Genomic DNA, 12920 nt, shown 5'->3' with positions numbered 1-12920 from the left:
GTCAAGAGGGTAAATTCCCCTGCGACGCCAGCAGGGTGGGACATCCGAAATCACTTTGGCAAAAGCACCTTCAGAAGCAGATGATCTCTGCCTCGGCCTGCGCGCGCCTGAGGTCAGCGACCATGTTCTCCGCCATCGCGGCACTTTGGAAAAACGACATGCGCTCACCGCCGACCCGGCGCATGGACAGTACGGTCTCGGCCTCCAGGTACTTCTCATAGGGCAGGATCGAGGCGATTTCATCAATCGAACAGGCACAGCGGTCGAGCATCTCGCGCGTCTGCCCGTTGGTCACCATGCAGGCAAAGACATAATCCGCACGGGCGGCGGTTGGATAGTCGTTCAGCTGTTCGGCCACGGATTGCGCGACCGCCGCACCGGGCAGAGCAAACAGGCCTACAATCGCGCAGAAAACCCGTCTCATGGCGTCTCATCCAGCCGGTCAAAGGAGATCTCGGATTTGTAGACATCCGCCGCCTGGGCCACGAGGCTCATGTACCAGCCGGGCACCTCCTCCGACATGGTCACCCGCAGTTCCAGATCGCCAAAGCCCTGCATCCGGTCCCGGTTGGGATCGTCGGCGAAGGGGTAAAGGCGGATCGTCTGGGTGGTGACGGTCTTGCCCGCGATCACCGCCTGCCCTTCCTCGATGTCCGAGGTCTGGATCAGCGCGTCTTTCACCCGGTTGCGGATATAGAAGGGGCTGCCCCCCGCCGCCTCGGCCATGTCGCGCACAACCGTTTCATAGAAATACATGATCATCGGGTTGCCGACGCTGGCCGGAAAGCTCCCCAGCGCGCGGTACTTGCCGTCCTGCCGGAACTCCAGCAGCGCCAGCGGCGCCTGGCCTGCGCGGAAACTCAGCGCGATATCGCCGGTGTCACGGCCCTGCGCCTCCGGCTTCAGGGCGCTTGTGACCTCGCGGTGATAGACCAGTTCCGCATCCCGGCCGATCTCATCCAATGTGCCGGTGCGAAACAGCATGTCATAGGTCTTGTCACCAGCCAGCGGGCTGGCCGTGACCATGCCCGCACTGAGGACAGCGGTAAGTACAAAAACAACGATCCTGATCATCTTCTCTCCTCCCGGTCGTCAGTCTGCGCCCGCGCCAAAGGGCTGTCACCGCCGACTTTTGTCTGTGTCCTGCCCTGCGCCCGCACCGCGGATTTTCCAGTCGATCAAGGGCAGCAGCCGCGACAGTTCCGCCGGTTTGGTCAGCACCGACATGTCGTTCTGCGTGCCCAGACGCCGCACGCTTTCGCTGCGGTCGGCGGTGATCAGGATCGCGGGCACATGGCTGCCCGTGGCCGCACGGATGTCCTGCGTCGCGCGCACGCCGGTGTCCTCACCATCCAGCTGATAATCCGCCAGGATGATATCCGGCGGCATGCCCAGATCGGCCACATGGGTCAGCGCCTCTGCTGTCGAACGCGCAGGCAGCACACTGGCCCCGCGCAGCTCCAGCCATTGCGTCGCACCATACAGCACATCCGCATCGTTCTCGATCACCAGCGCGATGCAATCCAGCGCGCCGTCGAACGTATCCTCGACCGGTCCAAATGGCGCTGGGTGCGGCACGCCCCGCGCCACCACCGCCATCTCGATGCTGAAGACCGAGCCGGTGCCGGGTTTGGAGCGCACGGTCAGATCGTGCCCCAGCAAGCGGCAGGCCCGGTCCACCACCGAAAGCCCCAGACCCACGCCGGACCCGATGGGCACATTGTCCGCCCGCGTAAATTCGTCAAAAATCCGCAGCTGGTCCTTGGCCGCGATGCCGATGCCTGTGTCCCAGACCTCCAGCGCCACGCGCGCGCCCTTGCGACGGCAGCCCAGCAGGACCCGCCCCCCCGGATCGGTGTATTGGATCGCATTCACCACCAGATTCTGGATCGAGCGCAGCAGGTAGACCGGATCGGACCGCACCACCAGACCGCAGGGCACCACGTCGAGCTGCACGTTCTTTTGCGCCGCCAGCAGCGCCTGATCGGCCCGGACCCCTTCCATCAGACCCTGCAGGCTCACGTCTGTCGCCGTGACGGTATCGGGGTCGGCGCTCTCCAGACGGGATATGTCGAGCAGCGAATGCAACAGATACTCGGCAGAGGCAAAGGCCCCCTGCAAGCGCTCGACCATGGGTCGGAACCGCGTCTCCCGCGTGGTTTCCTGCAGCGAGGAGATCAGCAGTTTCGCCGCGTTGATCGGCTGCAAGAGGTCATGGCTCGCCGCCGCCAGAAACCGCGTCTTGGAGGACACCGCCGCCTCGGCGCGTTCCTTGGCCACCCGCAACTCTTCCTCCACCCGCGCCTTTTCCTCATATTGTTCGGTCAGGCTGGCATTGGCGCGGGTCAGCTCGGCAGTGCGTTCCGTTACCCGGTTCTCAAGCAGCTCGGTGGACCGCGTCTCCAGCGTAACATCCTTGAGTTCCACGATGAACCCGCCGTCGGGCAGCGCGTTGATCTGCACGTCCAGCACCCGGTCCGCACCGTGGGACACCCGGCTGGTCAGCGACCCCTTCCGGGCCAGTTCCGCCCGCCAGGCATCCTTGCGCGCAAGGGCGGTGTCATCGATCAGCCCCCGCGTGCGCAGGAAATCCAGCAGGTCCTGCAGCGGCGTGCCTGGCTGCACCAGCGCCAGCGACACCCCCAGAATGTCGCGGAACCGGGCATTGTGCATCATCACCTCACCGGAGGCCGAAAAGGTGCAGACCCCCGCCGTCATGTTCTGGAACACCGCCTGCAGATAGTCGGACTGGCGGTCGATCAGATGCTCTTTTTCGCGCCGGTTGTGACGCACAAGGGCGGTGATTTCCGTCAGCAGAAGGACAATGTTTTCATGCGAGGTCCGCTGCGCGCTCAACTGGTACCAGCGGTCGCGCGGCACCTCCACGATCACGGAAACAACAGAGCCCGCCGCCTGCCCGCTCTCCAGCGCCCGGCTGAGTTTCGACAGTTTGCGATCCGTCGACACCAGATGCTGGCTGCCCGCCATCAGATGGAAATATTCCTGCAGCGTCAGGCCGGGCACAATCCGGTCGGACACATCCGGCAGCAGGCCGATGAACAGATCGTTGCAGATGTTCAACTCGCCCTCGGAGAAAAGCGCCAGCCCCTCCTCCATCGAGGCCAGCGCCTCGGCCAGCGTCTTGCGGGTACGTTCGCGTTCCACCCGGGCGCTTTCCAGCTCGATGGTCTGCGCGGCCACCTTCTGTTGCAGATCAATCGCGGATTGAAAGGCGCGGTAGGCAGAGGGGCCCACGTCCTTCTGACGGCTGGCCCGGCGGATCAGCGCGTCGATGATCTTGGCCTGCTTTTCGACCTGCACCTGCGGCGGGTCGTTTGGGTTGATCATGGTCAATAGAGTTTCCTCTGATCCGGCCCGAAAAACGCCACGCCCACCAGCGTCTGGTTCATATGCACACCGCAATGCTGCTCGCCGAAGGTATTGAACCCCACCACACGGGCGGCGCTCAGCACGTCCGAAACCGCGCGGCCCAGCTGTTTCTGCTCGATCTCCAGTTTGCGCAGCACGCAATCGAAACCGAGGATGAAATCGGGGCCGCGGCCCTGATCGTCCTGAATGTCGAGCCCGTTTCTCAGGGTCCGGATGATCTCCTGCCCCTGCCCCAGCGTCATGATCAGACCGTCATCAATCGCCGCCATGAACGACAGCGCACCATCCTCGCCCGCGTCCGAGATGGCGCGCACATAGTGCCGATCCTTATATTCGATCAGCATCGGGTTTTCGGCAAATATCTCGGGAGACAGGTCCTCCACGGCGCAGCCCACCAGCCGCGCGTATTCCTGCGCCGCCGGGGCACCGTTGATCTCGAACACCTTGCGCTCGTCCGGGTCGGCATCGGTGATCACGATCTGACCGCCCCCCGGCAGAAAGTGATCGAACCCGATGCCCTGAAACGGCAGATCCGTCTCCAGCAACAGCAGGGTCGCCGCGTTGGTATAGCATTGCCCCTGATGCAGCACATAGGCCTCTTCAAACCGCAGCGCGTCCCCGGCGGACCCCCCGAAGACCGGCAAATCATCCAGAACCGTCTCCAGCGTCGAGATCAGCACGTCTTCCTGTTTCGACAGCCCATCCGCAAAGATCAGACCCAGGCGGTGCCAGCCCGCGGTGTGGGAGAATTTCTTCTCATGCCGCTGTGCGGCGGCGGCAATCGCCGTGGTCGACAGCGGCTTCAGCGGCTCGAACAGGATCGAGGAGCAGCGAAAATGCGCCTTGGGAAAGGCCAGCAACAACAGCGCATCAGTCTCATAGCCATGGGTGGTGATCTGACCGGCGGTGGAGCAGCCAAAGACCGGTACGCCCTCCAGCGCCTCCTCCAGCGTGGCCGCCACCAGTTTGCCGTCAAAATCGCCGGGCACGAAGGCCAGCACGAAACAGGTCTCGCTGCATTTGATCTGCGACGCCGCGTTGCGTGCGGCATGGACCTCGCCCACCGCACGAGACACCGCAACCGAAATACACGAGGGGTGGGCGCGCGCGTCGAGCATGGCGGCGCCTCCCTATTGCATCAGGAAAGCGCGTGCTTCGGGCTCCCCGCCACGTTGCGAGGCGATGACCCCCTCCACCAGCACCACCGCCTGCGTCCGGTTGTGCACGCCAAGCCGCCGCAGCAGGGCGGTGATATGCGCCTTGACCGTCGCTTCGGCCAGCGACAGCTCATAGGCGATCTGCTTGTTGGGCTTGCCCCGGCAGATCAGCCGCATGATGCGCTTTTGCTGCGGGGTCAGTTCGGCCAGCTTCGGGTGATCGAAAAGCTCGGTTGCTTCCGGCGCGTAGTCCGGCGTCTGATAGTCTTTCGGCACATAGGTGCGCCCGGCCACGACATCCGCCAGAGCGGCACGCAATCCGTTTGCCGAGGTGTCTTTCGGCAGAAAGCCACAGGCCCCGCGCTTGAGCAGCGACTGCACCAGATCAAATGAGGCCAGCGACGACACCACCAGGATTTTCGCCTCCGGCAGCTGTTCGCGCAGGCTCTCAAACCCCGAGATCCCGCTCACATCCGGCAGTTTCAAATCGAACATGACCAGCTCGGGGTCAAATCCGCTTTTTGCCTCGTTCAGCGCATCGGCAAGGTTGCGGGCTTTGCGGATGGTCGGCGCTTCGAACACAATCTCCAGCGCCGATTCCAGCGCATCACTATAAAGCGGATGGTCGTCAACGATCAGAATGTCCGAAACCACATTCCGAACAGCAGGCGCACTTGCGTGTTCCATAAGGTTCCTCCCGGTGCCGATGCTACCCACACTGGTCTCATTTTCAACCAATAGTGCTCATTTGTCCGGAAAAACGCTGGTAAATTCCCGAAATGAGCGAGTTCCCTACCGGCCAAACACCTGTTTTGTCACTATTTTGCATCTTTTGGCCCCGCGCGGACCGGGGCGCAGAATCATGCAGCAGCCAGAAACAACCGCGCAAAGGGCATCAGCGGGTGGGGGCTGTCGTCCGGGCCAAAAACCGCGCAGTCAAGCTGTCGCAACAGCTTCATGCGGCTGTCCGAGGGGCCATCCCGCCGCAGCATCGCCTCCGCCGCCCGGCGCACGTCCTGCACCCGGCCTGCCCGCGCCGCCTGCCGCATCTGCCGGGCCAGCGGGTCGAAGGGGCCAAAGCGCTGCAACGCCCGCAGCCCGGTCAGCTGGCGACCACTGCATCCAAAAAACGTACCCGCAAGCACCACGCACGCGGCCAGCACCGCCAAGCCCCAGCCGGGCAATCGCACAGGGTCGGGAACAGTATCGGCCCGGGACGCGGCGGCCTCCGGGACCACATCCCCATAGGCCACCCGCTGTGCGCTGATGGTCACGCTGCGCGCCACGCGATTGGCCGTGTCGAAATAGTCGAAGCTCAAGGGCTCCACGATGGTCGAAGTGTCATTGCTGGGCCGGATCGTCCAACGCCAGAAAGCGAAGGACTGCGGCCCGTTCGGCGACAGTTCGGCAAAGCGTTTCTCGGGGTGCGGAAAGATCATTGCCGAGGGCGAGGTCAGCTGAGGCATCGGCGGCAGCATCTCGGGCGTGACCCCCAGCGCTTCGATCCGAATAACGCGCAGCACGCCCTCACCGGGCTTCAGCTGATCCGGCGCATTCGACCACTGATCCGAAATCTTCAGCTCCTTGACCGGGAACCACCAGCCTTCACCGACAGGCGCGGGGTCCACCTCGATGGTCACGGGCTCCGACCGGACCGCGTGTTCAAACCAGTCGTCGCGCTCATCCGTCAGGGTCAGCTGATGCGCAAACGCTCCGATGGTCAGCGGCCCCGCCCGGTCGGGATAGATCGCCATACGCCGGCGAAAGGTCTTGACCTTCTCGCCATTGAGCCGCTCCTCGCGCCAGTCATCATTGCCCAGCTGCGTCCAGCTGAACCCGTCGAAATCCGGCTGCACCAGCTGTTCCCGTGTGATGTGACGCCGGTAGATGCCGCGAATGGTGATCAGCACCATCTCCTTGACCAGTGGCGTATGCGCCGTCTCCTCCACCTCGATCCACAGGGTCAGATCTGACGGCAGCACCGTCTTCGACTGCGCGGCAAGGCCGGTGGGCAACAGCAACCAGAGCAGGCACAGTAGCACCCTCATCGCGGATCCTCCGGCGGAGGCGGCGCCAGCCCAGCCTTGACGCGCCGCTTGTGCTCCTGCGCGATCCTTGCCGCCATGTACTCGCCCGGCACATCGGCCAGCTGCCGCAGCCAGCGTTCGTCCGCCACCATGAACTTGTCGTCAAACACCCGTCGCACGCCAAGCTGTCCCCGGCTTTGCAACTCCGCCAGCCCCAGCATCGTATTGTTGTTGGTGACCTCATCGCCGGTGCCCGCCGCGCGGCCATCGCCCCGCCCGACAAAGCTCTCCTCGGTTGGCCCCTGCTTGCGTTCGGGGAAGAGCCCCAGCGCCTCGGGATCGATCCCGAGGCCCGCGTAGTAGGCCGCAACCACATCGAAATTCGCCTCCGCATCGGGGTGCCCGCGCGCCTGCGCCAGATCGAACGCTTCCAGCGCCGCCGCATGTTGGCCGCGATGAGCCTCCGCATTACCAAGGTTGAACGGGTCACCCGCCGCCGCAAACCGCTCTGCCGCCGCATCATACCGCCCCGCGCGATAGAGTGCCGCACCCTGCCAGTCCGGCGTTGCGAAAAACGGCACCGCCAACCCCGGCAGGCCCGCCGCCATCAGCACCCGTCCGAAAGGTGCCGTCCCGCCGAGCAGCAGCGCCAAAGCCAGGGCAATGGCCGATATCATCGCCAAAACCCTCATGACATCTGCCTGCGAAAGAGCAACAGCATCGGCAACAGCGCCAGCAGCAGCAGATAGCGGCCCATGTCGTGCCAGAAGAGCAGCGGATAGTCCTGCTGCTGCAACCGCGTGCGGGCCTCTGCCGACAGCCAGTTGGCCAGCGCCTCGGTCTGGTCGAGGGTGAACACCCGGCCCTGCCCCGCCGCCGCATGGGTGTCAAATGCCGCTGACGGTGCGTTGAGCGCAATCAGCGACAGCCGCGCGCCCTGCGCCGCGATGGTTCCCGCCGCCTGCAGCGAGGCAGGCCCCAGACCCGCCCCGTCCGTCATCAGGACCACGTCGCCCGCCACGACCTCCGCCTCCGCGAGCAACTCCGCCGCCATCCGCAGTCCCCGTTCGGGCCGCGACCCAGGGTCCGGCACCGTTTCGGCGCCGATCAGCGACAGCGTCTGCCCCAATTGCAGGTGATCCAGCGTCATGTCCGTGGCCACATAGGCGTCACCGGCATAAACGATCAGCCCCCCGGGGCGGGTGCCCAGCGAGGCGAGACCAAACCGCCCCATGGTCAGCATCTGCGCCCAGCGCGCATCTTCGGTCACGCTGGGCGACGCGTCGATGACAAAGACCACCGCATCCAGATTGCGAAACGACAGCGTGTCGCGTCGTTCAACAGCTGGCCCAGCAAGACCGATGACGATCAGCGCAAGCGCGCCCATCAAGGCCAGCAGGGGTGCGGCGCTGGCGCTCTTGTCCACCCGTCCGAGGGCCGCCATGGCGCGCAACAGCGCCGGGTCCGACGCCTTCTGCCAATCGCCCAAACCTCCCCGGCGCGTATAAAGCCACCAAGCGAACAGGAGCAGCACCGGCAGCGCCAAAAGCCACGCGGGCCGCAGCAAGGTCAGATCGGCGCCGCTCATGACAGCTCCCTCCACCCCAGCCACAACCCAAGACAGACAGCGAGGCCCGCCGGCCAGACCCAGTAGTCGCGGAACACCTCGGCGGCCAAGCCGTCGCTGTCCGTCGCCTCCAGCCGGTCCAGCGCCTCGGCGACGGCGGCCAGATCATCCGTTGTCTTCACCCGGAAACTCTCGCCCCCCGAAATCTCGGCAATCGCACGCAGGGTGGCGGCATCGACCACGCCGCGCTCCCCCAGTTCCGCCGTGCTCAGGTCCTTCGGCCCCATCGCAATGGTGTGCACCCGAATGCCATTGCGCGCGGCCAGCTCCGCCACGCCGCGCGGGTTCGTGGCCCCCGCATTGTTCACCCCGTCAGACAGCAGGATCACCACGCGGCTCGCCGCTGCGCTGTCGGCCATGCGCTTGATCGCGAGGCCCAACCCGTCGGAGATGTTCGTCGCGCGCCCCGAAATCCCGATGGTGGCGCCTTCGATCCGCTTCGCAATGGCCTCCACGTCAAAGGTGAAGGGCGCGGCGTAATAAGCCTCCGAGCCGAAGACGATCAGCGCCACCCGGTCGCCGCCCCGCCGCCGCGCGAAATCGGCCCCCACGGTGGTCACCGCCTCCAGCCGCGTGATCTGGCGATCATCAAGGTAGAAGTCATCGCGCACCATGGACCCCGACAGATCAAGCACAATGGCAAGATCGCGCCCGGTCACCTTCAGCGCCGAGACCGGCGCCAGATCACGCGGCCCTGCGGCGGCCAGCAGCAGCAGCCCCCAGATTGCCCAGAGCACACTCTGCCGCAGCTGCAGTCCCGTGGACCCCGCCCGACGCGCGCCCGCAGCAATCAGCGCACCGCCAATCCGGTCGGGCACCGTGATCGCGCCCCCCACCATCTGCGCCGTGACCCAAAGCCGCATGGCCAGCACAGGCAACGGCAACAGAAGCAGCATCCAGGGATCGGCCAGCTCAAGCACGGGCGCGCACCTCGGCTTCCAGCGTAGCCAGATCGACGCCACCACCGGGTTCGTAGATCGCGCCCCGGATCGCCGCATAACGCTCGGGCGCGGCCTCCCGCAACACATGCAACAACACCACGCGCCGGTCCGCTTCCGGCAGATCCTGCAGACCGGCCAGAGGGCGTTCCACCGGCGCGGCCCGCACCTTCAGGCTCAGCAAACGCGCCAGCCCCACCAGCATGAGTGCAACAAGGCTCGCCAACCCGATGACCACGGCGATATCTGCCGCAAGACCCCCCGCCGTCTCGGCAGGCAGATGAATGTCCCGCAGGCTCGCCAGCATCGCCTCTTCGCTGAGCGCCCGGTCCGTCATGCTGCCCGCTCCGCCGGACGGCCCGCCACGATGCGCCGCGCCGTCTGTTCGACGCTTTCGCCCGCATCCAGCACCAGCGCCGCGCGCCCGGCAATCTGCCGCAGAGGATCCTCGGGCGTCTCACCGCCCCCCAGCGTCACCCGTATTCGCCGCCCATCCGCCATCCGGATCGGGTACCGCCCCTGCGGCATCCGCCCGATCTGCGCATCCGTCACCATCAGCAAATGTGGCACCCGCCGCCGGGCCAGCGCGTCGAGCCGGTCGGCCAAGCCCGCCCCAGGTGTGTCAAAGCCGGAGGCAATCACCAACTCCGCGCCCGAGGGCACCAGCCGGTCCGCCCGCGACAGCGCCTGATCCAGCGGGGTATCCGCCCCCTGCCCTGCCGCCATCGCCGCGAGCCCCGCCTGATGCGCCTGCACCATGCCGCCAATGACATCCAGCATCCCGCGGGTCCGCCCCCGCGCGGGCACGATCACCGGGTCAGCGCCCGTCACCGCCAGCAACCCCACGCGCCCGCCGCTCTCCACCACCGTCCAGCCAATGAGGCTCAGCGCCTCGGCCACGCAGACCGACCGGAACGCCCGGCGCAGACCCCAGAACATCGCAGGCCGAAAGTCTGCGATCAGCAGGCTGACACGGTCGCGCTCCTCTTGGAACTGGCGCACGTGCAACCGGCCGGTCCGCGCGGTGGTGCCCCGGTCGAGATGCCGCAGGTCGTCACCGGCCACGTATTCGCGCATATCGGCCACTTCGAGCCCGTGCCCCTTGCGCCGGGTGGCAAAGCCGCCGGGCAGCGCCGCCAGCACCGGGGGGGATTGCGCAGACAAGGCCACACGGCGCAGGGCAATCAGGGCGTCAGAGCGCAGCGAGACGCCCGGAACATCCAGCGCCTCGATCATAAGGGGGGCGTGGCGTTCAGAATATCCGCCACCACGTCGCGCGGTTTGCGTCCATCCGCCACCGCGCGCCAGCTCAACACCATCCGGTGCGCCAGAGCATCCCCAGCCATCGCCGTCACATCCTCAGGCATCGCATAGTCGCGCCCCTGCAAATAGGCCCGCGCCCGCGCCGCTGCCGCCAGCGCCAGCGAGCCACGGGGCGACACCGCGTGTTCGATATCCCCCGCCTGCGGTCCCTCCCGCGTGGCATGCACCAGCCGCACGATGAAATCACGCAGCTCGGGCGCCAGATGCACCGCCCGCACCGCCGCCCGCGCCACGTTCAAATCCTCCAACGTGAACACCTGTGCAGGCGGAGCCCCCGCCTGCGTCTCCGCCTCGACCAGATCGAGAATCCGCCGCTCGACCGCCAGCCCCGGCAGCTCCAGCACCACATGCAGCAGGAAGCGGTCCAGCTGCGCTTCGGGCAGCGGAAAGGTCCCGTCATGCTCAATCGGGTTCTGCGTGGCCACCACCAGAAACGGATCGGGCAGCGCGTGCGTTTCGTTGCCCGCGGTCACCTGATGCTCCGCCATCGCCTCCAGCAGGGCCGATTGCACCTTGGGCGGCGCGCGGTTGATCTCATCCACCAGCACCAGGTTGTTGAAGACCGGGCCGGGCACGAATTCGAAACTGCCGTCCTGCGGCTTGTAGACCGGCGTGCCGGTCAGGTCCGACGGCATCAGGTCCGGCGTACACTGGATGCGGGCAAACGTGCCCTCCACCGCGTCCGACAGCCATTTGACCGCACGGGTCTTTGCCAGCCCCGGCGGCCCCTCGACCAGCAGATGCCCATCGGCCAGCAGCGCCACCAGCAACCGCTCGATCAGGACCTCATGGCCCACCAGACCACTTGCCAAAAACGATGACAGGGCCGCCACGCCGTGCTCCGCAGGCTCGGGTCGTGTATCCATATGTCCTCCCGACCGCCTCAAGGGGCGGGCTTGCACGACCACGGTACCCGCAGGCGGCGCTTGCGCAAATACACCCGAAAGTATGACCCGCTCAGATCGGCGCGCGCTGGCACCGGGGCGCGATCAGGCCCGCAAAGCGCACGTCGGCCATGGTTTCAGCCGCCTGCGCGGCCAGCGTGTCATAAGCCTCGTCCACATAGTCGATGAACCCCGGCTCTGTTGTTTCATCGACCGGCGCTTCGGCCACCGCGTGCATCATGAAGACGTCAAAGGCACAGAGCCCCACCGGGTTCGACTGCAAAAGCGCCCGCATGAACCCACGCGACTCCCACGGCAGCCGTTCGAGGTTCAGCGGCGTCTCCTGCAGTTTCGACTGGAACGCGGCGGCCCGGTCGAACAGCAGGATATCCATGCCAAAGGTGAAGGACTGGAACAGCTCTTCCACCAGAATGGAGGTGTAGAACGACCGCTCCAACGCGCCCACGGCGCCCCCCCGCGGCTGCTTGACCATGATATGCGTGCCCTGCCCCCGCCGGCCAAAGAAGGTCTGCGCCATGGCCGGTGAGGTGGCCGCAAAGAACCGGCGATTGGGCAGACCCAACTGGTAGACGCCGTTCATCCAGCGCAGATCATCCGAGAGTGCCTGATTGGGCGGATGCCCGGAATAGAGCCGCAGCACCACCGTGCGCCCGGAACCACACCCGCTGGCCGCCGCCCCGGCATAGCGCATGGGCAAGGGCTTGCCAAAGACATGGCGGGCCAGATCGCGGAAGGCGTTGATCACATCCAGCGAATTGGGATGCGGGCGCTCGCCCACCAGACACAGGCTCGCCCCCGCCAGATCCCGCCCGTTGATATGCACGGGGATCGACATGTCGCGCCCGATCATCGTGGTGCGCAGCTGGTAGTTCCAGCCCTTGCGCGCCAGCTCCACATAGGCGGCGCGATCAGCAACCGCCTGGGCGGCCGAGACCAGCATCAGACACAGGCACAACAGGATACGACACATGGGCAGACTTCCTCCGGTGCCCCCGAACCTAGGTCGCGGGCGCCAGTCCGTCCACGGATTTGTCCCATCCGTCGGGGTCAGCTGCCTCCCGTGCCGAACATGTCTGCGGTGATGCCCTTATACCAGCCTTCGGATTCCTCGTAGGTGGCGCGGCGCAGGTCGCGGCTCTCGCCGGTGGCGGAGATGAACCCGTCCACCTTGGCGATCTTCTCCGCCGTCGCCTCGTAGGTCGCCCCCACCTTCACCCCGTCATTGGCGTCGATCAGCGACCAGCAGGTGTTGGAGAATTTCGCCGGGAACACCTTCGACCCCGTCAGCGCCCCGCGCACCGCATTGGCGCAGACCTTGGCCTGCGAATTCGCCGAGAACCCGGATTTCGGCATATCGCCCTGCTGGCTCGCATCGCCCAGCACATGCACGTCCGGGTCCGCCTTGCTGCTCATGTCGGCCGCGTTCACCGGCGCCCAGTTGCCCTCGGTCACGCCCGCCATCTCCGCAATCCGCCCCGCCTTCATCGCCGGGATCACGTTGCAGACGTCCACTTTCGTCTCCTCGCCGTCGATGCTCACGGTCATCGCCGCCG

Annotated in this window: 14 protein-coding genes; all 14 read right to left on the bottom strand. The window is 65.9% G+C overall.

Features of this window, described 5'->3' with window-relative positions:
• Positions 1–70 precede the first annotated feature (70 nt).
• Positions 71–424: a hypothetical protein gene (locus ISX84_RS20215; RefSeq protein WP_195822224.1), complete on the bottom strand. Its 354-nt coding sequence runs from the start codon at positions 422–424 to the stop codon at positions 71–73.
• Complete coding sequence (locus tag ISX84_RS20210; protein WP_195822223.1) at positions 421–1074, bottom strand: hypothetical protein; 654 nt, start codon at positions 1072–1074, stop codon at positions 421–423. Before ISX84_RS20210 ends, ISX84_RS20215 begins: the two co-directional genes overlap by 4 nt.
• 45 nt (positions 1075–1119) lie before the next feature.
• Positions 1120–3348 (bottom strand): ATP-binding response regulator, encoded by a 2229-nt coding sequence (locus ISX84_RS20205; RefSeq protein WP_195822222.1) that lies wholly within the window; start codon positions 3346–3348, stop codon positions 1120–1122.
• A 2-nt stretch (positions 3349–3350) separates the two neighbouring features.
• Complete coding sequence (locus tag ISX84_RS20200) at positions 3351–4508, bottom strand: FIST N-terminal domain-containing protein (protein ID WP_195822221.1); 1158 nt, start codon at positions 4506–4508, stop codon at positions 3351–3353.
• A gap of 12 nt (positions 4509–4520) precedes the next feature.
• Positions 4521–5234, bottom strand: coding sequence for a LuxR C-terminal-related transcriptional regulator (locus ISX84_RS20195; protein WP_195822220.1), 714 nt, complete (start codon positions 5232–5234; stop codon positions 4521–4523).
• Positions 5235–5407: 173 nt separating this feature from the next.
• Positions 5408–6595, bottom strand: coding sequence for a BatD family protein (locus ISX84_RS20190; protein ID WP_195822219.1), 1188 nt, complete (start codon positions 6593–6595; stop codon positions 5408–5410).
• Positions 6592–7251, bottom strand: coding sequence for a hypothetical protein (locus tag ISX84_RS20185; protein WP_229884457.1), 660 nt, complete (start codon positions 7249–7251; stop codon positions 6592–6594). The genes ISX84_RS20190 and ISX84_RS20185 overlap by 4 nt, the downstream gene beginning before the upstream one ends.
• Positions 7252–7262: 11 nt before the next feature.
• Positions 7263–8162, bottom strand: coding sequence for a vWA domain-containing protein (locus tag ISX84_RS20180; RefSeq protein ID WP_195822217.1), 900 nt, complete (start codon positions 8160–8162; stop codon positions 7263–7265).
• Positions 8159–9121 (bottom strand): VWA domain-containing protein, encoded by a 963-nt coding sequence (locus tag ISX84_RS20175; protein WP_195822216.1) that lies wholly within the window; start codon positions 9119–9121, stop codon positions 8159–8161. Before ISX84_RS20175 ends, ISX84_RS20180 begins: the two co-directional genes overlap by 4 nt.
• Positions 9114–9476, bottom strand: coding sequence for a hypothetical protein (locus ISX84_RS20170; protein ID WP_195822215.1), 363 nt, complete (start codon positions 9474–9476; stop codon positions 9114–9116). Before ISX84_RS20170 ends, ISX84_RS20175 begins: the two co-directional genes overlap by 8 nt.
• On the bottom strand, positions 9473–10375 hold the full coding sequence (locus tag ISX84_RS20165; RefSeq protein WP_195822214.1) for a DUF58 domain-containing protein: 903 nt from the start codon (positions 10373–10375) through the stop codon (positions 9473–9475). The genes ISX84_RS20170 and ISX84_RS20165 overlap by 4 nt, the downstream gene beginning before the upstream one ends.
• Positions 10372–11328, bottom strand: coding sequence for an AAA family ATPase (locus tag ISX84_RS20160; RefSeq protein WP_195822213.1), 957 nt, complete (start codon positions 11326–11328; stop codon positions 10372–10374). Before ISX84_RS20160 ends, ISX84_RS20165 begins: the two co-directional genes overlap by 4 nt.
• A 91-nt stretch (positions 11329–11419) precedes the next feature.
• A complete protein-coding gene (locus tag ISX84_RS20155) occupies positions 11420–12337 on the bottom strand; it encodes a hypothetical protein (RefSeq protein WP_195822212.1) in 918 nt (305 codons plus the stop codon).
• Between the two features lie 77 nt (positions 12338–12414).
• The coding region (locus ISX84_RS20150) for an FCSD flavin-binding domain-containing protein (RefSeq protein WP_195822211.1) at positions 12415–12920 on the bottom strand (506 nt) is incomplete at its 5' end.

Origin of the sequence: Roseobacter sp. MH60115 (assembly GCF_015644665.1) — a bacterium.
Classification (GTDB): Bacteria; Pseudomonadota; Alphaproteobacteria; order Rhodobacterales; family Rhodobacteraceae; genus Roseobacter.
The sequence above is the reverse complement of the archived record's forward strand: the minus strand, read 5'-3'. Positions and strand labels throughout refer to the sequence as shown.

What these genes read in the sequence shown, in the direction of transcription:
- ISX84_RS20215 (WP_195822224.1), bottom strand. Translation starts at nt 424, where the DNA reads ATGAGACGGGTTTTCTGCGCGATTGTAGGCCTGTTTGCTCTGCCCGGT.
- ISX84_RS20210 (WP_195822223.1), bottom strand. Translation starts at nt 1,074, where the DNA reads ATGATCAGGATCGTTGTTTTTGTACTTACCGCTGTCCTCAGTGCGGGC.
- ISX84_RS20205 (WP_195822222.1), bottom strand. Translation starts at nt 3,348, where the DNA reads ATGATCAACCCAAACGACCCGCCGCAGGTGCAGGTCGAAAAGCAGGCC.
- ISX84_RS20200 (WP_195822221.1), bottom strand. Translation starts at nt 4,508, where the DNA reads ATGCTCGACGCGCGCGCCCACCCCTCGTGTATTTCGGTTGCGGTGTCT.
- ISX84_RS20195 (WP_195822220.1), bottom strand. Translation starts at nt 5,234, where the DNA reads ATGGAACACGCAAGTGCGCCTGCTGTTCGGAATGTGGTTTCGGACATT.
- ISX84_RS20190 (WP_195822219.1), bottom strand. Translation starts at nt 6,595, where the DNA reads ATGAGGGTGCTACTGTGCCTGCTCTGGTTGCTGTTGCCCACCGGCCTT.
- ISX84_RS20185 (WP_229884457.1), bottom strand. Translation starts at nt 7,251, where the DNA reads ATGATATCGGCCATTGCCCTGGCTTTGGCGCTGCTGCTCGGCGGGACG.
- ISX84_RS20180 (WP_195822217.1), bottom strand. Translation starts at nt 8,162, where the DNA reads ATGAGCGGCGCCGATCTGACCTTGCTGCGGCCCGCGTGGCTTTTGGCG.
- ISX84_RS20170 (WP_195822215.1), bottom strand. Translation starts at nt 9,476, where the DNA reads ATGACGGACCGGGCGCTCAGCGAAGAGGCGATGCTGGCGAGCCTGCGG.
- ISX84_RS20165 (WP_195822214.1), bottom strand. Translation starts at nt 10,375, where the DNA reads ATGATCGAGGCGCTGGATGTTCCGGGCGTCTCGCTGCGCTCTGACGCC.
- ISX84_RS20160 (WP_195822213.1), bottom strand. Translation starts at nt 11,328, where the DNA reads ATGGATACACGACCCGAGCCTGCGGAGCACGGCGTGGCGGCCCTGTCA.
- ISX84_RS20155 (WP_195822212.1), bottom strand. Translation starts at nt 12,337, where the DNA reads ATGTGTCGTATCCTGTTGTGCCTGTGTCTGATGCTGGTCTCGGCCGCC.